The sequence below is a fragment of the Paeniglutamicibacter psychrophenolicus genome (genome assembly GCF_017876575.1).
Taxonomy (GTDB): Bacteria; Actinomycetota; Actinomycetes; order Actinomycetales; family Micrococcaceae; genus Paeniglutamicibacter; species Paeniglutamicibacter psychrophenolicus.
The window spans coordinates 1665894-1688475 of record NZ_JAGIOE010000001.1; the positions used below are offsets into that span (position 1 = coordinate 1665894).

A 22582-nucleotide genomic window follows, 5' to 3' on the forward strand; every position below is an offset into this window, starting at 1 on the left:
GGTCCTGAGCCCAACCTCACAGCCGGGCGAAGGGTGCCGCCACTAGGGCAGATTGACGAAGCCCTCGATGCAGGTGACCGACTGCCCGGCGATCCACACACCGGCCGGATCGCGGTCCACGTGCAGGATCGCGGAGCGGCCCAGCCGGGTGCCCTGGCGCACCGTGTAGGACTCCGGGGCCAGCCCGGAACCGGTCAGCCAGACCCCGAACCCGGCGTTCAGCGATCCGGTGGCCGGGTCCTCGGGAAGCCCCTCGCCGGGGCAGAATGCGCGGACCTCGTAGTCGGCCGGGATGCCGGTGACCACGTTGCGGAAGCGCTGGGAACCGCGGCGCTCGTCGGCCTCGGAGACCGGGCGCAACTCCTCGCGCGCCCCGGAGGGGCGGTCGGTGGGCACATTGGGGTCGTAGGAGCGTGTCGGGATGCCCGGGACGGTGTGCGGGCCGATGACCCCGACCTCCAGCCCGGCCAGGATCGAGTAGTCCGGTTCCAGGGCGAGCACCATTTCCGCGTCGCGCAGCAGCAGCCCGGCGAATTGCGGCCCGTTGGCCAGCCACTGGTGCCCGATGACGACCTCGCGCTTGATGCCCAGCCCGGTCAGGGCCCACTCCAGCACGTCGTCCTCGAGCTCGCCGGTGCGCACCATGGGCGGTGCCTTGAACGCCAGGGACTCGGGATCGGACGGGTCCTCGCCCGGGACGCGGCGGACCTCGATGAGCCCGGCGTCGCATTGCTGGATCAGCGCGGCGGGGTTCTTGGGCACCCCTCCGGCCTCGAGCCATGCGTGGGCCGCACCCAGGGTGGGGTGGCCGGCGAAGGGCAGCTCGGTGGTGGTGGTGAAGATGCGCACGCGGTAGTCGGCGTCGGGGTGCGTGGCCGGCAGCAGGAACGCGGTCTCGGCCAGGTTGGTCCAATTGGCGAAGTTCAGCATTTGCGCGTCGCTGAGCCCCTCGCCGTCCAGCACCACGGCCAGGCCGTTGCCGGTGTAGGGGGAGGAAGAGAAGACATCGACTTGCTTGTACGGGCGGGCAATACTCATGAATGAATCGTGACACATCCGCCGGTGCGGCGCGCCGGATGACGCCGTTTTGTCATCCAGCGGCGCAACAAACCCCGGAGGCAAGCAACCGACACCGGGGAAGGGCGTCGGCCGCACGCCACGAAACCCGTGGTGTGCGACCGGCGCCCTTCGTGCCGGGAACGAGGCGGCCTACCAGCGGTGGGCCACATCGATCACCAGGCGGCTGGTGTTGTCCGGGCCCACCAGCACGAAGGTCCGGAACGGCAGCCGGGCGCGGACGCCCAGGCCGAAGGAGCTCTGGCCCTCGAAGCTGCCCAGGAATGCCACCTGCCTGAAGGTGGTGTAGCCCGAAACATTGCGCACGTTCAGCCGGTTGGCCGGGTAGTACGTCGGGGTCCCGGAGGTCGTGTAGGCAGGCGACTTGACGACGATGCGCAGGTCCGCGGCCCCGGCCAGCGGGACCAGCTTGCCCTGGCCCTCGGTGTAGACGGCCGACACGTAGCGCACGTCGTAGCCCTTCACCTTGCCCTTGAGGTCGATGACCATCCGGTCGAAGCAGTCGTGGCGGCCGGTGCGGACGTTGGTGACGGTGGCTGACGAGTGGCCGGCGACCGAGTCGGCCAGCGAGCCCCAGGTGATGCCGCAGTACGGTGCGCTCACCGCGGTGGGGGTTGCGGCGGGGGCGGCAGGTGCGATGCCGAGCCCCGCAATGAGCAGTGCGCCGGCCAGGCCGGCGGCGATCCTGGTTTTCATGGTGATCCTCGCTTGGTGCGGAAAATCCGGGTGTGGGTGGATGGTGAAATCAGCATGCGCGCAGGAAAATCGGGCCGCAAGGGGGTATATCCACAATCCATTCCATTGCAATGCACAGGAGATATGCCTAACGTCGGGCGGTCATAACCAGCGTGCGCCCACGGGGGTATGACAACCTTGTTGATATGCAGATTTTTGCCACCGGAACACTTGACGACGCCCTGAACGAGGTAGTGGAGAACACGAACGCATTACCGGATCCCATCCGACCATGGGTTGTGGTTGCGATCGGGTTACTGGCCGCGGTGCTCATCACCGTGCTCGTCTCCTTCATCCTCTCCCGCGCGCTGCGCCGGATCCCGACGCTTTCGCAACACCACACCCCCGGTCGCCTGCCGCTGCTGCTGACCCTGGCCTTCGCGTTCACCAAGATCGCCATCTCGCTGACCTTCACCCCGAACCAATGGGTCGCGCTGTGGCAATTCGTGCTGCTGCTGGGGTTGATCGCCGCCATCGCCTGGCTGCTGATCGTCTCGATGCGCGTCTTCGAGGACATCGTGCTGGCAAAGTACCGCGACGATGACGGGAACCCGCGGCGCCTGGCCAAGATCCAGACGCAGGTCGGGTTGCTGCGCCGGGTCGCCACCGCACTGATCGTCACCCTGGCGGTTGCGGGTGCCCTGCTCACGATTCCCGAGGTCAGGGCGCTGGGCGCCGGGCTGCTGGCCTCGGCCGGACTGATCTCCGTGGTGGCAGCGCTCGCCGTGCAGTCCTCGCTGGCCAACGTGTTTGCCGGGCTGCAGATCGCCTTCACCGACGCCATCCGGGTCAACGACACCGTGGTGGTGGAGACCCAGCGCGGCAGCATCGAGGAAATCACCCTCACCTACGTGGTGGTGCTGCTGCTGGACGGGCGCCGGCTGATCATCCCCTCGACGCACTTCACCACGACGCCGTTCGAGAACTGGTCGCGCCGCAGCACCGAGATCAGCGGGTCGGTGCTGCTGGATTTGAACTGGAACGCGCCCATCGAGCACCTGCGCACGCGCACCGAGCAATTGCTCGCCTCCACGGATTTGTGGGACGGACGCACCGGGTCCCTGAACGTGACAGATGCCATCGGCGGCATCCTGAAGGTCACGATTGCGTTGTCCGCGCGCAACCCCGGCGACCTCTACGACCTGCGCAACTTCATCCGCGAGCACCTGATTGCGGAGCTGCGCAGGGATTACCCGGACGCGCTGCCCAAGCCCATGATGCCGGGCGCCGCCCCGGCCTAGAGGCGCAGTGCCGCCGGCCCGTAGTCCTCGTAGGCCCGGGCCCGGGCGGTGCTTTCGCGCAGGATTGCCACCATCGCATCGGCCTTGGAGATCAGGTCGGCGATCTCGGCATCGTCACGGTCCACCCAGCGGGTCAGCGGCTCCCGGTGGACCGGGACGAAGTCCTTGTGCGGTTCCCACACAAAGAGCGTGCGCTCGGCCCCGAGCACGTATTGCTGCCAGAACACCTGGCGCAGGTAGTTGCGCGGGATGGTCTTGAACGGCTTGTTGGTGGTCTTGATTTCCGCCAGCTCCACCCGCCCGTGCTCCCGGATGCCCAACCCGTCGGGGGTGGCCAGGTGGATGTGGTTCTCCGCGGCGTGGAAGAGCTGGGTGGAGGGCACGATCCCGTAGTTCTGCTGCACCCACGCGGCGATCACCGGTTCGCGGGCCCGCCCGTGGTCGGTGTACGGGTTCCCGCCGAAGCCCGAGCCGTTCAGCTTGTCCCAGGCCGCGGACGCGATGGACTTCGGGGTGGAGAGCCTGGCCGCGTCCGTGGCCGTGATGCCCTGCGATCGGGCCCGCAGCCACGCGATCCGGTCCGAGGAATCAGCGACGATGCGCTGCAGGCATGCGGCGGGGGCGGGGTCAAGCGGGGAGGGGATCACCTGACCCATTGTTCACAAAAAAACCGGGCACCGCGAACCCGCGGCGCGTCGGGCGCCGGTCCCCGCGGCCCGGCCGGGCGAGAATGGATGCCATGAACGTCGAAGAACTCTTGTCCCAGGTGGAACGACTCAAGAAGGACCTGGTCGCCTACGCCACCTCGCCGGGGTTCGCCAAGCGGACCAGGGCACTGCTGGCCGCCAAGCGTGCCCAGGGCCCGGCCACCGAGGGCGATGCCGTCATGGCCGTCGAATCGGTGATCTACGAACGCGATCGCCAGGGACGCGAATCGCTGCTCGAGAGGTTCCTGCGCGCCAACAAGAACCTGGCCCCCGCGGACCGCGAGATGTATGAGCAATGGCTCGGGCATTCTTTCCTCGGTGTGTTCAGCCTCCGGGGGTACGACGGCACGCGGATGCGGTTGCACGGCCTCATCGACGACATGGACTACGACGTGTATCCCACCGTCGGCAGGCAGGAACTGGAGCCGCTGCACCGCGGCGACTTTGCGGTGGCCCGCCTGGTGCCCATGGGGGCAGGCCTGGACCATCAGCGGGAACATCACGAAATTTCCCGCCAAGCACCGTGCCGAGATCTTCTCCATGGCGGCCTCCCTGGCCACGGGCAACCCGTTGCTCGTGCTGGCCAACCCGGGCATCGCCGCCGAAAGCCGCGCACTGGTGGCCGACCAGCACCGGGTGTTCGTGAAACTTTTCGGGTCCCACATCGTGCGGGGCACCGGTGCGCAGGTCATTGCCGCCTACCGGCTCTTCCTCACCACCTACGCCGCCGAGGCCTCGAACCGGAACCCGGGGGATGCGGGCGGGGAACGGACCGGCGAGCAGCTGGCGCCGGACTCCATGTTCGCGTCGGAGCTGTTCGGGAACGACGACGTGGCGATGCTGCACCACCGGTTGAAATCAGCGTCCTTCCTGCAGGGATACTCGGTGCTCGAAGACGCGCACCGTAACCCCGCGACGGACCGATGCGACCCGAAGGCCGAGGCCATTCGTGCCTACGTCCAGGAGCCCGGCAGCATCCCCGACATCCTGGAGGAACTGGCCACACGCTTCCCCGGGACGGTCGACGCGGCCTACGAGGTGGCGTTCTCCCGGCCGGGCTTCTCCTGGGAACGGGACGGCGAAGCCCTCTTGCGCAGGTACAAGCCCGAGGAGTTCCGCACCCGGGACCTTCCCTCGATCGCGGTGCTGCCGCCCTGGCTGAAAGATGCCGTCCACGGCAGGGCCCGGGCCCCGCGGGCCTGAGGTCCCACCCGGAGCACGCCATTTGCGATCCGAACGACGTGGCTTGGCAGCCGATGGAACGCCCGCGGCACCAGCCGGTTGATGCGACCGGGCTGGATGCAGGGTTGGATGTCGGCCGAGGCCTCAGCGTCCGGCCAGCGCGTCGATGCCCTCGGGGGACAAGGCGTGGTGCACCGCCAGGGCGCTGGCACCGAGCACCCCGGCCCGGGCCGCCGAGGTGGAGGGAACAATATGCAGGTGTTCGGTGGCCAGCGGCATGGACCTGGAATAGACGACCTCGCGCACCCCGGCAATCAGGTGTTCGCCGGCCCTGGCCATGGAACCTCCGATGGCGATGACCGAGGGGTTCACCAGCGAGACGCAGGCGCTGAGCACCTCGCCGATGTCGCGGCCCGCCTGCCGCACGGCCTGGATCGCGAGCGTGTTGCCGGTCTTGACCAGCTCGATGACCTCCGTGCCGGAGCCGGCGTCGACGCCTTGGGCGCGCAGGGACGCGGCAATGGCCGGACCGGAGGCCAGCGCCTCGAGGCAACCGCGGTTCCCGCAATGGCACAGCGTGTCCCCGCCGCGTCCCACCCGGATGTGCCCGATGTCCCCGGCGATGCCCTGGGCTCCGCGTTGCAGCCTCCCGCCGGAAATGAGCCCGGCACCGATTCCTGTGGCGACCTTGACCAGCATGAAGTGTTCAACGGTCGGGAAATGCGTGGCGCGTTCGCCCAGCGCCATGATGTTCACGTCGTTGTCCACCAGCACCGGAACCGACAGGTGCTGGCGCACCCAGCCGGGCACGTCGAACCGGTCCCAGCCGGGCATGATCGGCGGATTCACCGGCTGTCCGGTGTCGAAGTGCACGGGCCCGGGAACCCCGATGCCGATGGCCACCAGGTCCCGCTCGCTCAGCGAGAGCCGGTTCAGCAACTCATGGGCGGTGTCCACCAGCCAGGAAAGGATCGGCACCGGACCTGCGGCGATGTCCAGCGGCTCGTTGTGCTCGGCCAGCACCGTGCCGGCCAGATCGGTGATGGCCACGGTGGCGTGGGAGGCTCCCAGGTCCGCGGCGAGCACCACGCGGGCCTGCGGGTTCAGGGCGAACTGGGACGGCGGACGCCCTCCGGTGGACAGCGCCTCGGAGACCGGAAGCACCAGGCCAAGGCCCATGAGTTCCTCCACGCGGGCGGTGATGGTGGAGCGGGCCAGTCCGGTCTCAAGCGCCAGCTGGGCCCGCGTGCGCGGGTTTCCGTCGCGCAGCAGCTGGAAAAGCTCCGAGGCTCCGGAAGCTCCAAGGGCCGACCCGCGGGTGTACTCGCTCATGGCTGTCAGTAAACCACAGCCACTTCGTTGAGTAAAACAACAGAAGATGATTTTGGGCAACATACTTTTGTTTGTCTCTTGACAGAAGTGGTGTGACCCATGCCACTATGGGGGCATGAGTCAGTCAGCGATGGCCCCACCGAGGATGTTGCAGGCAGCAGTGGTTGGCGCCGGTTTCATGGCAGCGGTCCATTCCCGTGCCATCCGCAACGCCGGCGGATTGCTGGCGGCGGGAACATCGTCCACCCCCGCAGGTGCCCGCGACGCGGCGGCACGGCTCGGCATCGCCACCGCCTACGACACGCTCGAAGACCTGCTGGCCGATGAATCCGTCGATGTCGTGCACATCTGCACGCCGAACACCACCCACCACGCGCTGGCCGCGGCCGCCCTGCGCGCCGGAAAACACGTCATCTGCGAAAAGCCGCTGACCACCACCCTGGCCGACGCCCTGGAACTGGACAGGCTTGCCGCCGAACGCGGGCTGCACGGCTCGGTCCCGTTCATCTACCGCTTCCACCCCATGGTGCGCGAGGCCCGCGCCCGGATTGCCGCAGGAACCACCGGCCGGCTGCTGACCCTGCAGGCCAGCTACCTGCAGGACTGGCTGCTGGGCGTTTCCGACGACGACTGGCGCGTGGACCCCAAGCGCGGAGGGCCCTCGCGGGCCTTCGCCGACATCGGTTCCCACCTCTGCGACCTCATCGAATTCACCACAGGCCAGCGAATCACCCGGCTCAACGCCACCAAGCGCACCGTCCATGCCCAACGCGCCACGCACAGCAACATCGCCACCGAGGACGTGGTGGCGCTCGTGGCCGAATTCGACGGCGGGCTGCTGGGCACGCTGCTGGTCTCCCAGGTCGCCCCCGGCCACAAGAACGCCCTGGTCTTCGAGGTCGCCGGCACCGCAGAGTCGGTGCGCTTCGCCCAGGAAACGCCGGAAGAGCTATGGATCGGCACGAAGGCCGGAAACCGGCTCCTGCCCCGCGACGCGGCACTGCTCACCCCCGACGCCGCCCGGCTATCCCTGGTCCCGGCAGGACACCCGATGGGATACCAGGACGCATTCAACGCCTTTGTCGCCGATTCCTACGCGGCAATCGCCGGGGAAACCCCCGACGGCCTGCCCACCTTCGCCGATGGGCTGCGCGCGGTGCGCCTGACCGAGGCGGTCCTGGAATCCGCGGCCACCGGGCACTGGGTCGAGGTGCCGTCATGACCACCAACATCTTCGACGCCCCGGCACCCGGCACCTCCCCGAGCACCGCACCGGTGCTGCGCGCCACGGATCTGTCCAAGGAATTCTTCGGCGTGCGCGTGCTGCACGGGGTCTCCATCGACCTCTATCCCGGGCGGGTCCACGGACTGGTGGGGGAGAACGGCGCCGGGAAGTCCACGCTCATGAAGATCCTCGCCGGGGTCTACCAGCGCGACGGCGGCACCGTGGAATTCAACGGGGGCCCGGTCTCCTTCACCCACCCCGTCCAGGCCATGGACGCCGGGCTGGCCACCGTCTTCCAGGAATTCAACCTGCTGCCCGAACGTACCGTGGCGCAGAACGTGTTCATCGGACGCGAACCCCGCCGCGGCGGATTCGTCGACCAAAAGGGCATGGTCACCCGCACCGCCGCGTTGCTCAAGGACCTGGGCATCGACTTCATCGACCCCACCGCGCGGGTCTCGCGGCTCTCGGTGGCCGAGCAGCAGATCGTGGAAATCACCAAGGCCCTGTCCCGCGACGCCAAGGTCATCTCCATGGACGAGCCCACCGCCGCGCTGGCCGGGCACGAGGTCGAGCTGCTCTACACGATCATCCGCAGGCTTGCCGCACGCGGGGTCGCCATCCTCTACGTCTCGCACCGGTTGCGCGAGATCTTCGATTTGTGCGACGAGATCACCGTGCTCAAGGACGGCGCGTTCATCTCCCACACCCCCGCCGCCGAGCTGGACACCGCCGAACTGGTCCGCCTGATGGTGGGCCGCTCCATCAGCACCTACTTTCCCGCCGCACTCGAGGGCACCGTGCCGGGGGACACCCGCCTGCGGATCCGCGGCGGCGGCAACGACTGGATCGACGGGATCGACCTGCAGCTGCATGCCGGGCACATCACCGGGCTCGCCGGGCTCCAGGGCGCCGGGCGCACCGAACTGGCCGAGGCGATCTTCGGCGCTGCCCCCTTCACCCGCGGGACCCTGGCCATCGACGGACGCGAAGCACGCATCACCTCCATCCGCACGGCGGTTCGCTCCGGCATCGCGCTGATCACCGAGGACCGCAAGGCCCAGGGCCTTGCCCTGGGCCAGTCGGTGCTCAACAACGCGCTGCTGGCGGTCCGCTCGGTCTTCTCCCGGCGCTCCGCCGCCGCTGCCGCCGCGCTGCCCGGGGTGCTGAACACCCTTGAACTCTCCTCCCGCGGCACCGACCAGGAGGTCCAATTCCTCTCCGGCGGCAACCAGCAGAAGGTCGTGCTGGCCAAGTGGCTGCTCACCAAGCCCCGGATCGTGGTGCTCGACGAACCAACGCGCGGCATCGACGTCGGCGCGAAGGTCGCCGTCTACCAGCTGATCCGCGAGCTCGCCCGCGAAGGGGTCGCGATCCTGCTGATCTCCTCCGAACTGCCCGAGGTCATCGGCATGGCCGACACCATCCTGGCCATGCACGACGGGCGCATCGTCGCGCAGCTCCCGGCCGGCTCCAGCGAACAAGACGTGCTGGCCGCCGCCGTGGCCGCACCGGGCGGGGGAACGCCATGAACACCGCAACCGGCCGCGGACGCCGGCAACTGGACACCACCGCCATCGTCTTCATCGCCCTGGCCGCGGTCATGGCCATCGGCGCCATCCTGGTGGGAACCGTGGGACGGAACTTCCTGTCCCCGGGCAACATCCGCGACATCCTCACCTCCATGAGCGTGCTCGGATTCGTCGCCATCGGCCAGACCCTGGTCATCCTCGGTTCCTCCCTGGACCTCTCGGTGCCCTACGTCGTCTCGCTCTCCTCGCTGATCGCCGCCGACACGATGGCCGGATCCAACGCCAGGATCCTCCCGGCGGTGCTCGCCGCACTGGGGGCGTGCGCGCTGATTGGGCTGGCCAACGGGCTGATCGTCACCAAGCTCAAGGTCCACGGCTTCATGGCAACCCTGGGCATGGGCCTGGTCGTGAAGGGCTACCTCGATACCCAATACAAGGGCACCAGCGGAAACGTGCCCTGGAACTTCCAGCTCATCGGTGCCACAGGAATCGGCCCGGTGCCGATCTCCACGCTGCTGATGCTCGGCTTCGCCGCGCTGGTGGCGCTGTACCTGGCCCGGACGCGCACCGGAAACCACCTCTTCGCCGTCGGCGACAACGTGGAGGTCTCCCGGCTCTCGGGCATCCGCACCGCCCGCCCGGTGATCGCCGCACACATGCTCTGCTCCGTCTTTGCGGGCCTGGCCGGGCTGCTGCTGGCCAGCCGGCTTGGCGTCGGCTCCCCGACCGTGGGCACCCAGGGCGGCTACGACCTGCTGTCCATCGCCGCGGTGGTGCTCGGCGGCACGCTGCTGATGGGCGGGCGCGGCTCGGTCTGGGGCACCATCGGCGGGGTTGCGATCTTCGCGGTGCTCGACAACGTCATGAGCGTGATGCAGCTGAACCCGTTCCTGAAGGAAGTGGTCCGCGGGGTGGTCATCGTGCTGGCCGTGGCCATCTACACCGGGCGAAGCATCGCCCGCCGGCGCGCCAGGTTCGGGCCCGACACCCCGCCGCCGGTGCCAGGGCCGAGCGATGCCGCGGCACCGGGACCCGCTTCCGCGAGCGCCCCAAGCACGAACCCCGGCGCGCGGGAGGCCCGGAGATGAACGCCATCCGCACCCTGCTCAGCCCGCGCGGCGCCGTCTTCCTGCTGCTGGCGGGCCTGCTCATCGCCATCACCGTAATCAGCCCGTCCTTCGCCGAACCCAGCCAACTGATCCGCTTCACCCAGCGCGTGGCCCCCATCGCGATCGTGGCCATCGGGCAGTACTTCGTGATCGTCGGAGGCGAATTCGACCTGTCCATGGGCTCGCTGATCACCGCCCAGGTGGTCATCGCCGGCAACCTGATCGGGCAGGACGCCGGCCGCATCTTCCCGGTGCTGATCCTGATGCTGGTGCTTGGCGTGCTGGTGGGATTGGTCAACGGGCTGCTGGTCACCTTGCTGAAGGTCCCCTCCTTCATCGTCACCCTGGGGATGATGCTCGCGCTGCTGGGCGGTGTCATGTACTGGACCGGGGGAGCGGCCACCGGCAACCCGGTCGATTCCTTCCGGCAGCTGGGCCGCGGCGGCATCCGCGGCGTGCCGGTCATCGAGATCCTGCCCTACTCGGTGCTGGTCCTGGCCGCCGTGCTCGCCGCGGCGATCTGGCTCACCCGCACCTCCTTCGGCCGCACCATCATCGCCCTGGGCGACAACCCGCGGGCCGTCCGCTACGCCGGGGCAAGGTCCTGGTGGGTCACAACCTCCACCTTCGTGATCTCCGCACTGACCGCCACCATCTCCGGGATCCTGCTGGTCGGCTACGCCGGGGTCCACCCCAAGGTCGGGCAGGGCTACGAATTCATCGCGATCACCGCGGTGGTCCTCGGCGGAGTGGTGCTCGGCGGCGGACGCGGCTGGGTGGTTGCCGCGATGGCCGGGGCGTTCGCGCTCGAGGCCCTGTTCACGCTGCTGAACTTCGCCGAGGTCCCCTCCACGCTGCGCGACGGCATCCAGGGCATCATCATCATTGCCGCCGTCGCCTACTCCGCCTCCCCACTCGGCGGCGCCAGGCGCAAGTCCGCCCCGCCGGCCCCGCCACAGACTTCCCCGCCAGACGGGAAGGAGCCGGTCGCACCCGCGCACCTTGGCTCATGAAACACTCGCAACCCGGCCGGCACCACGCACCGGGACCAATCAACCTTTAGGAGGTTAGTGATGCGACGCAAAGCAGTAATGACCCTCGCGGTCGGTGCCGTGGCAGCTCTTGCCCTGGTCGGGTGCACCACGGATCCGACCGTCACCGGGCCCGGAGCCAGTACCACCCCGGCGACCACCAGCGCCGCGGCCGAGTCATCCACCGCGCCCAGCACCCCGTCCACCGAGTGGTTCGACCAGGCGGTCTACGACGAACAGTTCGCCCAACGCTCGGTCACCCCCGAAGGGCCCGCCGACAAGCCCTACCTGCAGCACATCAACGCGGAGATGGTCTCCACCGCAAAGTACAAGTCCACCGGCGCCAAGAAGGCCTGCTTCGCCAACGCCTCGATCTCCAACCCGTGGCGGCAGACCGGCTGGATCACCATGAACGAGCAGCTCAAGGAACTGCAGAAATCCGGTGCCATCTCCGAGATGGAAACCCGTGATGCCAAGGACTCCGACGACACCCAGATCGCCGACATCGACTACTTCATCAACGAGGGCGAGTGCGATGTCTTCATCATCTCCCCGAACTCCACCGCGGCGATGACCCCGGCCGTGGAACGCGCCTGCAAGACCGACAAACCGGTCATCGTCTTTGACCGCGGCGTCCAGACCGACTGCCCCGTCACCTTCATCCACCCCATTGGCGGCTTCGCCTGGGGCATCGACACCGCGGAGTTCCTCAACGACAACCTCCAGTCCGGCGACAAGGTCGTCGCCCTGCGCATCCTGCCGGGAGTGGACGTGCTCGAACAGCGCTGGGCCGCGGCCGAGAAGCTCTTCAAGGAATCCGGCGTCGAGGCCGTTGACTACTTCACCGGCGCCGACCCGGTGGAGATCAAGAAGATCATCTCCGACGAGCTGGCCAAGGGCGAAGTGAAGGGCATCTGGATGGACGCCGGCGACGGCGCCGTGGCAGCCATCGAGGCGTTCGAGGACGCCGGCAAGGCCCTGCCGGTGATGACCGGCGAGGACGAGCTTTCCTTCCTGCGCAAGTGGAAGGACACCGGCATCACCGCGCTGGGCCCGGTCTACTCCAACTTCCAGTGGCGCACCCCGCTGCTGGCAGCCGCCGACATCTTCGCCGGCAAGGAGGTCCCGAAGGAATGGGTGCTGCCGCAGTCCCCGATCACCTCGGCCGACCTTGACTCCTACCTCACCGCGAACGAGGGCATGCCCGACGGGCACTACGCCAAGTTCGGCGGCGAGGACCTGCCGGGCTACCCGCAGATCTGGCAGAAGCGCGTCATCCCATAGCCGCGCACCGCACCGGTGCACCTTCCCGGGTGCACCGGTTGGCGCTAGCCTGTCCCCAGGAGCCGGAACCCTCCGGCGCCCGGGGACAGGCTAGCGGCACCACCACCTGCGAACCCCGCCCGACGGACGCACCAACTGATACGGAGAAGGCACCACGATGGAACGCAAACTGGGCGTCAACACCTGGATCTGGACCTCCCCGCTGCGCGACGACGACGTCCCGGAACTGGCAGCCCACGTCGCCTCCCTGGGGTTCGACGCGATCGAGCTGCCGCTGGAGAACCTCGGCGACTGGGACCCGAAGCGCACCGCCGGCGTGCTGGCCAAGCATTCCCTGGCCCCGGTCCTCATCGGCGCGATGTCCCCGGGCCGCAACCTGGTCTCCGCACCCGACACCGAGATCGCCGCCACCCAGACCTACCTGCGCGGACTCATCGACGCCGCCGCAGCCCTCGGGGCGAGCACCATCGCCGGCCCGTTCTACGCAGCCACCGGACGGACCTGGTCGATGAACGAGGTCCACCGCCGGGCCACCTACACCCAGTTGCGCGAGAACCTCGCCCCGCTGGTTGACCACGCCGCATCCAAGGGCGTGATGCTGGCCATCGAGCCGCTGAACCGCTACGAAACCTCGCTGATCAACACCGTGGACCAAGCCTTCGACGCGCTCGAGCCGTTGCTCGGGCCCGGGCTCGGGATCGCGCTGGACAGCTACCACCTGAACATCGAGGAACAAGACATCGCCGCCGCCGTCGCCCGCGCCACCGGGCACATCGCCCACGTGCAGGTTTGCGGCAACGACCGCGGCACCGTGGGTGCCGACCACTTCGACTGGCACGGCTTCATCCGCGCCCTGGACCTGGCCGGGTACGACGGCCCGCTGTGCGTGGAATCGTTCACCCCGGAGAACGCCTCGATCGCGGTCGCCGCCTCCATTTGGCGGCCGCTGGCCAGCAGCCAGGACGCGCTGGCCGCGGACTCGCTGGGCTACCTGAGGAACCTGCAAGCGGGGGGACTGCGCTGATGGCCACGGAACCAACCGCCGGCACTGCCACCGAACCGGCCACCAAACCGGCCACCGGCCAAGGGACGCATCCGGTCACGCTGTTCACCGGCCAATGGGCGGACCTGCCCCTCGAGGAGGTCGCACGGCTCGCCGCGTCCTGGGGCTACGACGGGCTGGAGATCGCTGCCTCCGGCGACCACCTGGATTTGAAACGTGCCGACGAAGATGCCGCCTACCTGGACTCCCGCCGCGAAATCCTGGACCGCCACGGCCTTGGCGTCCACGCCATCTCCAACCACCTCACCGGCCAGGCGGTGTGCGACGACCCCATCGACTTCCGCCACCAAAACATCGTGCGCGACTACACCTGGGGCGACGGGGACCCCGAGGGCGTGCGGCAGCGCGCGGCCGAGGACATGAAGCGCGCGGCCCGGGTGGCGCGCAAGCTCGGGGTCGACACCGTCGTGGGGTTCACCGGCTCGAAGATCTGGCAGTACATCGCGATGTTCCCGCCCGTTCCCGCGGCGGTCATCGAGGCGGGGTACGAGGACTTCGCCGCGCGCTGGAACCCGATCCTGGACGTGTTCGACGACCAGGGTGTCCGCTTCGCCCACGAGGTCCACCCGTCCGAGATCGCCTACGACTACCACTCCTCCATCCGGACCCTGGAGGCCATCGGGCACCGGGAAGCGTTCGGCTTCAACTGGGACCCCAGCCACATGATGTGGCAGAACATCGACCCGGTGGCCTTCATCTGGGACTTCAAGGACCGGATCTACCATGTCGACTGCAAGGACACCCGGATGCGCACCCCCAACGGCCGGGCCGGGGTGCTCGGCTCCCACCTGCCCTGGGGGGATCCGCGCCGCGGCTGGGACTTCGTCTCCACCGGGCGCGGGGACGTGCCCTGGGAAGATGCGTTCCGGACGCTGCGCTCCATCGGCTACACCGGACCGATCTCCGTGGAATGGGAAGACGCCGGGATGGACCGGCTGCACGGGGCCGCCGAGGCGCACGACTTCGTGCGCTCGCTGCTCTGGGAAACCCCGGCAACAAGCTTCGACGCCGCCTTCAGCAACCAGGACCGGTAGCGCCGGACCAACGGACCGGCCCGGGACGGCAAGTCCATCACCGAGCCCCGTCCGGTGCTCAAATCCCGGATTCCAGCCTGTCGACGTAGCCCACCAGCGGACTGGCCACGACGGTGACGGCCTGCCCCGGCCGCAGCCCGCGGGCCTTCTGCCGGTTCCGCAGCGTCCAGGCACGGGTCCCGTGGCCGGTGTCGATGACCAGCTCGTGGCGGACCCTGCGCCGCTCGGCCCAGGACTGCCCGACGGTGTTCTTCCGGTCCCACAGCGCATTGTTCACCGCATCGGGCAGGAAATCCAGGAACTTGCGCTCGGAGATACTCACGACCGTCCCGGGAACCGAGGTTCGCGGCACCAAATCGAGGATGCCCACGGCGATCTTCACCAGCGCAGCCAGCGCCAGCACCACCAGCACGACCCCGGCCAGCACCAGGACTCCGCCCAGTCGGGACGCCCCGGCATCCACGGCCGCGAGATGACGGATCTCGGCGCGCATCCTGGCGCCCACCACCAGCAGCACGATGCAGATGGCTGCCTGGAGCGCGCCGCGCAGGATCAGTGAAAGGGGCGCGTGCCCCGAGAACGGGCGCAGCGAAACCCCCAGGAACCGCGTCCACGACGTTGCTTTTTCCATGTCCAACCATCCCCCTTGGTCATGCCCCACCCGGCGGAGGACAACCACCCCCCCCCGGACCGGAGCAGAATAGATGCTTAAGCAGTGCGCCACACTCGAAATCCCCAAAACGCACTGGTCAGCACAGCATAGCCCGAAGCGGTAGGAAGGGGAACGGGTGCCCGCGCCGGCCTGACGGGCAGGCTTCCAGCCACCCGGGGTCCACGTGCCCACTGGCACCGGACCCGGCGGCTAATCCAGTGCGAGCGCCGCCGCGGCCAGGACCTGCTGCACGCTGGGCACCCCCGAAGCCCTGAACACCTCGGTGCCGTCCCTGCGTACCACCAGCGTGGGGGTGGAAACGATGCCCGCCTCCTCGGATTCGGCCAGGTGCGAGAGCACATCGACCTCGCGGATGTTCGCCTGCGCCAGCAGCTTGCCCGCATCGCGGAGCACGGAGCGGGCGCGCACGCACGGTGCACAGAATGCGGAGGTGTAAAGGGTAAGTTCCATCACCGGGATACAACCGCGCCCCGGCGCATTCGATTCCCGCGCTGTGCACCGCAGGTGCCGGATGGGGCGCCCCCGTCTCCACCCTGGGGTGGAGACGGGCCGAAAACAATTCATCACCTGCTCCGATGCCGTGGCGGTGCGGATTTGAAATGCTGGTGGCATGATCGAAGCAAACCCCGCACCCGAGACCGCCGCTTCCCCTGCGGCACCCCCATCCACCACCCTGGTGCTTTCCGCCCGGTCCCTGCGCCGCGCCTATGGATCGACCTTGGCGCTGGACGGCGTGGACCTGGACATCCGCACCGGAGAGTCCGTGGCCATCATGGGTCCCTCAGGCTCGGGCAAGTCCACGCTGCTGCACACCCTGGCCGGCATCGAACGCCCGGACTCCGGCTCGGTGCTCTTCACCCCGGCCCATGGGGCACCGCGGGAAATCACCGCGTTGGGGGAGTCCGAACGCTCCGGGCTGCGCCGCGGGTCCTTCGGCTTCGTCTTCCAGTCCGGGCTGCTGATCCCGGAGCTCACCGCGGTGGAGAACGTGGCGATGGCGCTGCTGATCAACGGGACCCCGCGCGCCGCGGCGCTGCCCCGCGCCACCGAATGGCTGCGTGCGCTGGGACTGGGCGGCATGGAGGAGCGGCGCATCGGCCAGCTCTCCGGCGGCCAGACCCAGCGCGTGGCCATCGCCCGCGCCCAGGTCACCGGCGCGCAGGTGACCTTCGCCGACGAGCCCACCGGCGCCCTGGATTCGGGCACCGGTGCCGAGGTCCTGGCGATCCTGATGGATTCCACCACCGGGCGCGGAAACACGCTGGTCATGGTGACCCACGATGCCGAGGTTGCCGCACGCTGCGACAGGACCATCAGGCTGCGCGACGGACGCATCCTCGCCGAACAGACCGCGGCTGCAGCCTCGGGAAGCCCTCGGACCGAAACCCCGGGAACGGCGCAGTGATGCGCGCGCTGGCCCTGGCCTGGATGCTGGGCCGGCCCGGCCACGGGCGCCGGGCCCCGTTGCTGCTCACCATGGGGGCCTATGCCCTGGTCTCGGCGCTGGTGCTCACCGTCACCGCCGGCGCCCTGTCCTTCACCCGCGTGCAAAACGAGTTGACCGGCATGTACCTGATGCTGGCCGGGCTCGCGGTGGTGCTGCTGCTGGTTCCGCTGGCGGTGCTCGGCGCGGCCGCCGCCCGGCTCTCGGCCCGTAGCCAGGACACCAGGCTGTCCACCGTCCGCCTGCTCGGAGGCACCCCGGGGCTGGTTGTGGGAATCACCATCATCGAATCCAGCGCAACCGCCCTGGCCGGTGCGGTGGGCGGGGTGCTGCTCTATGCCGCCGCCGCTCCGGCGGTCGGCCTGGTCCACTTCCAGGGCTCTGCCATCGGGTCCGCGATGTGGCTGGAACCGGGCATTATCGCCCTGATGGTGGGGGCCGTGGCGCTCATCGCCGCGATCTCCGCGGCCGTGGGCCTGCGCAAGGTCATCGTCTCCCCGTTGGGCGTGCGCAACCGCACCACCACCCCGAAGCCGCGCTGGATCCGCGCGGTGATCGTTGCGGCCCTGATCCTGGTGGTTTCCCTGGCTTTTTCGATGCTCTCGGTCTTTGCCTCCATGGCGGTCATCCTTGCCGTGCTGCTCGGCGGCTTCGCGCTGGGCCTGGGCGCGTTGAACCTGGTGGGCCCGTGGGCCGTGCGGGTCATCGGGACCTCCAAGCTCAAGCGCGCGCAGGGCCCGGCCCAGCTGCTGGCCGCCCGGGTGATCCTGGAAAACCCGGCGCAGGCCTGGCGGCAGGTTTCCGGCGTCGCGATGACCAGTTTCGTCGCGGTGGTCGGTGGAAGCGGCGCCGCGCTGATGAACACGGCGGGTGCCGAGTCCGACCCCGGCAGCCCGGACTCGCTGCTGGCCGCCGACGTGATGACCGGCGTGCTGATCACCCTGGTCGCCTCGTTCATCTCGGTGGCCTGCTCCACGGCCATCACCCAGGCGGCGGCCACGCTGGATCGTGCCGACCTTTACTCCGGGCTTCACCGGCTGGGCATGGAGCGGGCCACCATGGAAAAGGCGCGCGTCGGCTCCGTCATGGCCCCGGTGATCGGGGTCGGCATCGGCGCGGTCATCGTCAGCGGCGTGCTGGTCTTCCCGCTGGCCGGCATGGCCGTCATCTTCGCCCCGGTCTCGGTGGGCATCATCCTGCTCACCCTGCTGGCCGGGGTGCTTGCGGTGCGCGGCGCCGTGGCCCTGACCGCCACCGGCGGCGTGCTGAAGCTGGGCAAATCCGGCTAGCCGTGACGCAAGACCGAACAAGAAACGCCGCTGTCTGGGCACCAACCATCGGTGCCCGGGCAGCGGCGTGTGCACGGCGTTTGCGCAGGGCCTACTTCCGCAGGCTGCCCCAGTCGGCGGCAAGCTTCGAGTGCCTGCGCCCGTAGCCCAGGTAGATGAAGGCACCCACGACCATCCAGGCCCCGAAGACCACCCAGGTGCTTACCCCGAGGTTTGCCATCAGGTACCCGCAGAACAGGATCGCCAGGATCGGGGTCAGCGGGTAGAACGGCACGTTGAAGGTGCGCGGCAGTTCCGGCTGGGTCCGGCGCAGGAAGATGACCGCCAGGGACACCAGCGAGAACGCGAAGAGCGTGCCGATGGAAGTCGCGTCGGCCAGCTGGCCCAGCGGAACCAGGCCGGCCACCAGGGCCACGGCCCCGCCGGTGATCCAGGTGCCGGCCACCGGTGCGCCGTTGCGCGGCGAGATCCGCCCGAAGACCGCCGGGACCATGCCGTCGCGGCTCATCGCCACCAGGATGCGGGTCTGCCCGTAGAGCACGGTGATGACGATGGAGACGATGGAGAGCACAGCGCCGGCGGCGAAGAGCAGCGCCACCCAGCCCTGTCCGGTGACCTCCTGAAGCAGCTGCGCCAGCGCCGCCTCCTTGCCCTCGAACCAGTTCCACTGGCGGGCGCCGATCGCGGAGATTGCCACCAGGATGTACAGCGAGGTGATGATGACCATCGACAGCACGATGGCACGGGGCAGGTCGCGCTGCGGGTTCTTGGCTTCCTCCCCGGCCGTGGAGGCCGCGTCGAAGCCGATGTAGGAGAAGAACAGGCGCGCCGCGGCGGCCGAGACCCCGGCGGTGCCCATGGGCAACAGCGGGTCGAAGTTGCCGGAGGTGAAGGCGCTGAAGGCGATCACGATGAAGAAGAGCAGCACAGCGATCTTGATGAACACCAGCACGGTGTTGACCATGGCCGATTCGTGGGTCCCGCGCACCAGCAGCACCGTGGCAAACAGGACGATCAGCAGGGCGGGGATGTTAAAGACCCCTCCGTCGGTGCCCGGGGGATTGGTCAGTGCGGCGGGCAGGTCGATGCCCAGCGTGCGGGCCATCTCGTTGAGGTATTCGCCGGCTCCCACGGCGATCGCGGCAACGGAAACCGCGTATTCGAGCACCAGGCACCAGCCGCAGATCCAGGCCAGCCCCTCGCCCATGGTCGCGTACGTGTAGGTGTAGCTTGACCCCGACACCGGGACGGCGCCGGCCATTTCCGCGTAGGACAGTGCTGCGAAAAGGGCGGCAAGCCCGGCGATGGCGAAGGAGATCCACACTGCGGGCCCTGCCATCGGCACCGAGGAGGAGAGCACCACGAAGATGCCGGTGCCCAGCGTGGCCCCGACGCTGATCATGGTCAGGTGCAGCAGCCCAAGGGTGCGGCGCAGCTTGGGGCCGTCGGTGCCGTTGCCGGCCTCGGCCATGAATGCCTCGATGGGCTTGCGTGCGCCCAGTTGTTGGCGCAGCGTGGGCTTGGATGTGCCCGCTGCAATGTTTTGCGTGGTCATGCATAAATCTTTGCATTCTTTGGCGATCCGCCACGCGCTGCGGTACTCCCGGAAAGCCCATGAAATGCATCTAAAGACACAGGTCAAATACGGGTTCATGGGTCATCGCCGCGTAGCGCACTGTGGCAAAACTTACCTCGGAAACCCGCAATCAACGCCCGGAAACATGCATGGTGATGAATTATTTTGCATCAGCTCCGGCCGCCGCCGGGACGCGCAGCCAACCTCAGGCGAAGTACACGCCGATCCGGTTGCCGTCGATCTCCTCGATCCGGATGTCGATGTCGTAGATGTCGCGCAGCACCTCTTGGGTCATGATTTCGGAGGGCGCGCCCTGGTGCACCAGCACGCCTCGGCGCATCGCCAGGATGGTGTCCGAGTAGCAGGAAGCGAAGTTGATGTCGTGGATGACGATCACCACGGTCTTGCCCAGGTCGTCGGCCAGCTTGCGGATCATCCGCATCATTTCCACCGAGTGCTTCATGTCCAGGTTGTTCAGCGGTTCGTCCAGCAGCAGGTAGTCGGTGTCCTGCGCCAGCACCATCGCGATGTAGGCGCGCTGGCGCTGTCCGCCGGAGAGCTCGTCGAGGAAGCTGTCGGCCATCTCGGCCAAATCCAGCTGGTCCATGGCGGCCTCGATGTGCGCGCGGTCCTCGGTGGTCGGGTGCCCGCCGGAGTGCGGGAAGCGCCCGAAGCCCACCAGGTCGCGCACGCGCAGGCGCATGGTGATGTGGTTTTCCTGCCGCAGGATCGCCATCGACTTGGCCAGGTCCTTGCTGGGGGTGCGCCCGATATCCAGCCCGGCAATCGACACCGCACCGGAATCCATCGGGATCAGCCGCGAAATCAGCGACAGCAGCGTGGACTTGCCCGCGCCGTTGGGCCCGATGATGGAGGTGACACCGCCGGCGGGAATGGTGGTGCTCACCGCGTCCACCACGGTTTTGCCGGAGTAGGACTTGGTCACCGAATCAATGCGGATCACTTCAGGGAACCCTTCAGGAGCAGGTAGAGGAACAGCAGGCCGCCGGCGAACTCGATGATCACGCTCAGCGCGGTGGCGAAGCCGAAGACCCGTTCGAGCAGCAGCTGGCCGCCGATCAGCGTGATGGCCCCGAGCAGGCAGACGATGGGGATGAGGGCGGCGTGGGAGAACTTGCGCACCATTTGGTAGGCCAGCGAGACCACCAGCAGCCCGAAGAAGGTCACCGGTCCCACCAACGCCGTGGAGATCGCGACCAGGATCGAGCAGAGCACCAGCACCAGGGTGACGATGCGCCGGTGGTCCACACCCAGGTTGATGGCCGTTTCGCGGCCGAGGGCCAGCACGTCGAAGCTCTTGCGCAGCTTCCACACCACGGCCGCAACCAGCGCCACAATGACCGCGGAGATCCCCAGCAGCAGCGGCTCGACCTGGTTGAAGGAGGCGAAGAAGAGGTCCTGCAGCACGATGTATTCGCTCGGTTCCATCAAGCGCTGCAGCAATGAGGAGAATCCGCGGAAGAGCGTGCCGATCACGATGCCCACCAGCAGCATCAGGTGCAGCGCCCCGGTGCCGCCGGTGAACAACCAGCGGTAGAGCAGCGCGGAGAACACGATCATCAGCCCCACTTCCACCCCGAACTTCAGCGCGGGGGAGGCGGTGAGCAACGTGGAGGAGCCCAGCGTGAACACCAACGCGGTCTGGATCAGGATGTACAGCGAGTCGAAGCCCATGATCGAGGGGGTCAGGATGCGGTTGGCCGTCACGGTCTGGAACATCAGCGTGGACAGGCCCACCGCGACGGCCACCACGACCATGGCTCCGACGCGGATGCCGCGGCGACTCAGCGCGTAGGAGAGGTTCCCACGCAGGTCGATCACCATGAAGGCCACGACGCAGCCCAGGGTGATCACGGCCAGCACCGTGATCAGCGCGGCGGGGGAGATCCGCTTGGGCGAGAGCAGCGCGGGGGAGAAATTGCGCCGGGGCAGGGCCCGGAGGGTCCCGGCGCTTGCCGGCGGGAGTGTCTTAGGCATGTCGTTTCCTGGTTCTCAGCAGCAGGGCCAGGAAGATGGTGGCGCCGAGTACGCTCATCACCATGCCCACGGGGACCTCGTAGGGGAAGCGGATGGTCCGCCCGATGATGTCGCAGACAAGCACGAAGCCGGCGCCGAAGAGTGCTGTCCACGGCACCGCGCGGCGCAGGTTGTCGCCGAAGAGCAGCGAGACGATGTTCGGCACGATCAACCCCAGGAACGGGACCGCGCCGACGGTGGTGACCACGACGGCGGAGATCAGCGAGACCAGCACCAGCCCCAAGCGCATGATCGCCTTGTGGTTCATGCCGAGGTTGGTGGTGAAGTCCGCGCCCAGGCCCGCGACGGTGAACCTGTCCGCGGCAAGGTACCCGGCCAGCGTGAGCGCCGCGACGATCCACAGCAGCTCGTAGCGTCCGCGCAGCACCCCGGAGAAATCCCCGATCATCCAGTTGCCCAGCGTCTGGAGCAGGTCGTACTTGTAGGCAAAGAACGTGGTGACCGAGCCGATGACCCCGCCGAGCATGATGCCCACGATGGGCACCAGCAGCGTGTTGCGCGCCGGCAGCCTGCCCAGCACCGCCAGGAAGAGGGCCGTGCCGCCGAGCGCGAACACCGAGGCCACACCCATCTTCATCATGATCGGGGCGGCGGGGAGAAGCACGGTGACCACCAGGATGCCCAGCGTTGCCGACTCCACGGTGCCCACGGTGGAGGGCTCGACGAAGCGGTTGCGCACCATCAGCTGCATGATCAGCCCGGCCACCGCCACCGCGGTTCCGGCCAGGATCACGGCCAGGGTACGCGGCACGCGGGAGATCCACACCAGGTCCCAGGCCTCCGGGTCGCCGGCCAGCAGCCGGGGAAGGCTGACGTCGGAAACCCCGACGAACAGGCTCACGACGGCGAGCAGTCCCACCAGGACGGTGCCGGCGATCAGCCACGTGGTTTCGGATGGCTTCTTGGAACGCCGAACGGCCACCGCGGGATCCTGCTCCGCGGCGGCCGAACGGCTGAGTACTGGTGCGCTCATGATGGGTTTGCGACTGT

At 68.3% G+C, this 22582-nt stretch carries 22 protein-coding genes; 11 read left to right on the forward strand and 11 right to left on the reverse strand.

All coding sequences use genetic code 11. The annotated features are described in order from the left end of the window. Window positions 1-42 precede the first annotated feature (42 nt). Both JOF46_RS07390 and JOF46_RS07395 read right to left on the reverse strand, forming a co-directional pair. Window positions 43-1038 carry a PhzF family phenazine biosynthesis protein gene (locus JOF46_RS07390; RefSeq protein WP_209906738.1) on the reverse strand — a complete coding sequence of 332 codons (996 nt, stop codon included), beginning with the start codon at window positions 1036-1038 and terminating at the stop codon, window positions 43-45. Window positions 1039-1209: 171 nt separating this feature from the next. Beyond that, complete coding sequence (locus JOF46_RS07395; RefSeq protein WP_209906739.1) at window positions 1210-1773, reverse strand: AMIN-like domain-containing (lipo)protein; 564 nt, start codon at window positions 1771-1773, stop codon at window positions 1210-1212. Between the two features lie 185 nt (window positions 1774-1958). Between JOF46_RS07395 and JOF46_RS07400 the strand changes: the two genes are divergently transcribed. Beyond that, window positions 1959-3053, forward strand: a complete 1095-nt coding sequence (locus JOF46_RS07400) for a mechanosensitive ion channel family protein (RefSeq protein WP_209906740.1) — start codon at window positions 1959-1961, stop codon at window positions 3051-3053. Here JOF46_RS07400 and JOF46_RS07405 read toward each other — a convergent pair. Both JOF46_RS07405 and JOF46_RS07410 read right to left on the reverse strand, forming a co-directional pair. Next, window positions 3050-3709 carry a YqaJ viral recombinase family protein gene (locus JOF46_RS07405; protein WP_209906741.1) on the reverse strand — a complete coding sequence of 220 codons (660 nt, stop codon included), beginning with the start codon at window positions 3707-3709 and terminating at the stop codon, window positions 3050-3052. The two genes, JOF46_RS07400 and JOF46_RS07405, sit on opposite strands and share 4 nt — an antisense overlap. Beyond that, entirely contained in the window at window positions 3697-4302 is a 606-nt protein-coding gene (locus tag JOF46_RS07410) for a hypothetical protein (protein WP_209906742.1), read from the reverse strand. Before JOF46_RS07410 ends, JOF46_RS07405 begins: the two co-directional genes overlap by 13 nt. Here JOF46_RS07410 and JOF46_RS07415 point away from each other — a divergent pair. Continuing rightward, a complete protein-coding gene (locus JOF46_RS07415) occupies window positions 4301-4963 on the forward strand; it encodes a hypothetical protein (protein ID WP_209906743.1) in 663 nt (220 codons plus the stop codon). The two genes, JOF46_RS07410 and JOF46_RS07415, sit on opposite strands and share 2 nt — an antisense overlap. Window positions 4964-5086: 123 nt before the next feature. On the opposite strand, the gene JOF46_RS07420 is transcribed toward JOF46_RS07415, so the two are convergent. After that, a complete protein-coding gene (locus JOF46_RS07420; RefSeq protein ID WP_209906744.1) occupies window positions 5087-6274 on the reverse strand; it encodes an ROK family transcriptional regulator in 1188 nt (395 codons plus the stop codon). Window positions 6275-6389: 115 nt separating this feature from the next. Here JOF46_RS07420 and JOF46_RS07425 point away from each other — a divergent pair, with 115 nt between their 5' ends. From JOF46_RS07425 to JOF46_RS07455, 7 genes are all read left to right on the forward strand, one after another. Beyond that, window positions 6390-7496: a Gfo/Idh/MocA family protein gene (locus JOF46_RS07425; protein WP_209906745.1), complete on the forward strand. Its 1107-nt coding sequence runs from the start codon at window positions 6390-6392 to the stop codon at window positions 7494-7496. Next, complete coding sequence (locus tag JOF46_RS07430; protein ID WP_209906746.1) at window positions 7493-9031, forward strand: sugar ABC transporter ATP-binding protein; 1539 nt, start codon at window positions 7493-7495, stop codon at window positions 9029-9031. Before JOF46_RS07425 ends, JOF46_RS07430 begins: the two co-directional genes overlap by 4 nt. After that, a complete protein-coding gene (locus JOF46_RS07435; protein WP_209906747.1) occupies window positions 9028-10119 on the forward strand; it encodes an ABC transporter permease in 1092 nt (363 codons plus the stop codon). Before JOF46_RS07430 ends, JOF46_RS07435 begins: the two co-directional genes overlap by 4 nt. Further along, window positions 10116-11153, forward strand: a complete 1038-nt coding sequence (locus tag JOF46_RS07440; protein WP_209906748.1) for an ABC transporter permease — start codon at window positions 10116-10118, stop codon at window positions 11151-11153. The genes JOF46_RS07435 and JOF46_RS07440 overlap by 4 nt, the downstream gene beginning before the upstream one ends. 78 nt (window positions 11154-11231) lie before the next feature. After that, window positions 11232-12455: a substrate-binding domain-containing protein gene (locus tag JOF46_RS07445; RefSeq protein ID WP_425355040.1), complete on the forward strand. Its 1224-nt coding sequence runs from the start codon at window positions 11232-11234 to the stop codon at window positions 12453-12455. 157 nt (window positions 12456-12612) lie between these two features. Then, a complete protein-coding gene (locus JOF46_RS07450) occupies window positions 12613-13479 on the forward strand; it encodes a sugar phosphate isomerase/epimerase family protein (RefSeq protein ID WP_209906750.1) in 867 nt (288 codons plus the stop codon). Continuing rightward, window positions 13479-14552: a sugar phosphate isomerase/epimerase family protein gene (locus JOF46_RS07455; protein ID WP_209906751.1), complete on the forward strand. Its 1074-nt coding sequence runs from the start codon at window positions 13479-13481 to the stop codon at window positions 14550-14552. The genes JOF46_RS07450 and JOF46_RS07455 overlap by 1 nt, the downstream gene beginning before the upstream one ends. A gap of 58 nt (window positions 14553-14610) precedes the next feature. On the opposite strand, the gene JOF46_RS07460 is transcribed toward JOF46_RS07455, so the two are convergent. Continuing rightward, window positions 14611-15183 (reverse strand): hypothetical protein, encoded by a 573-nt coding sequence (locus tag JOF46_RS07460; RefSeq protein WP_209906752.1) that lies wholly within the window; start codon window positions 15181-15183, stop codon window positions 14611-14613. Window positions 15184-15414: 231 nt separating this feature from the next. After that, the gene (locus tag JOF46_RS07465; RefSeq protein WP_209906753.1) at window positions 15415-15675 is read right to left on the reverse strand and encodes a glutaredoxin family protein; all 261 of its coding nucleotides are present in this window, start codon (window positions 15673-15675) and stop codon (window positions 15415-15417) included. Between the two features lie 160 nt (window positions 15676-15835). Between JOF46_RS07465 and JOF46_RS07470 the strand changes: the two genes are divergently transcribed. Together JOF46_RS07470 and JOF46_RS07475 are read left to right on the forward strand one after the other, a co-directional pair. Then, the gene (locus JOF46_RS07470) at window positions 15836-16630 is read left to right on the forward strand and encodes an ABC transporter ATP-binding protein (RefSeq protein WP_209906754.1); all 795 of its coding nucleotides are present in this window, start codon (window positions 15836-15838) and stop codon (window positions 16628-16630) included. Next, complete coding sequence (locus JOF46_RS07475) at window positions 16630-17958, forward strand: ABC transporter permease family protein (protein ID WP_209911681.1); 1329 nt, start codon at window positions 16630-16632, stop codon at window positions 17956-17958. The genes JOF46_RS07470 and JOF46_RS07475 overlap by 1 nt, the downstream gene beginning before the upstream one ends. Before the next feature lie 91 nt (window positions 17959-18049). On the opposite strand, the gene JOF46_RS07480 is transcribed toward JOF46_RS07475, so the two are convergent. The 4 genes from JOF46_RS07480 to JOF46_RS07495 form a co-directional block, all read right to left on the reverse strand. Next, a complete protein-coding gene (locus JOF46_RS07480; RefSeq protein ID WP_209906755.1) occupies window positions 18050-19513 on the reverse strand; it encodes an amino acid permease in 1464 nt (487 codons plus the stop codon). Window positions 19514-19739: 226 nt separating this feature from the next. Further along, window positions 19740-20498, reverse strand: a complete 759-nt coding sequence (locus JOF46_RS07485) for an iron ABC transporter ATP-binding protein (protein WP_209906756.1) — start codon at window positions 20496-20498, stop codon at window positions 19740-19742. Then, entirely contained in the window at window positions 20495-21532 is a 1038-nt protein-coding gene (locus JOF46_RS07490; protein WP_209906757.1) for an iron chelate uptake ABC transporter family permease subunit, read from the reverse strand. The genes JOF46_RS07485 and JOF46_RS07490 overlap by 4 nt, the downstream gene beginning before the upstream one ends. Further along, window positions 21525-22565 (reverse strand): ABC transporter permease, encoded by a 1041-nt coding sequence (locus tag JOF46_RS07495; RefSeq protein ID WP_245348044.1) that lies wholly within the window; start codon window positions 22563-22565, stop codon window positions 21525-21527. Before JOF46_RS07495 ends, JOF46_RS07490 begins: the two co-directional genes overlap by 8 nt. Between the last annotated feature and the right edge of the window lie 17 nt (window positions 22566-22582).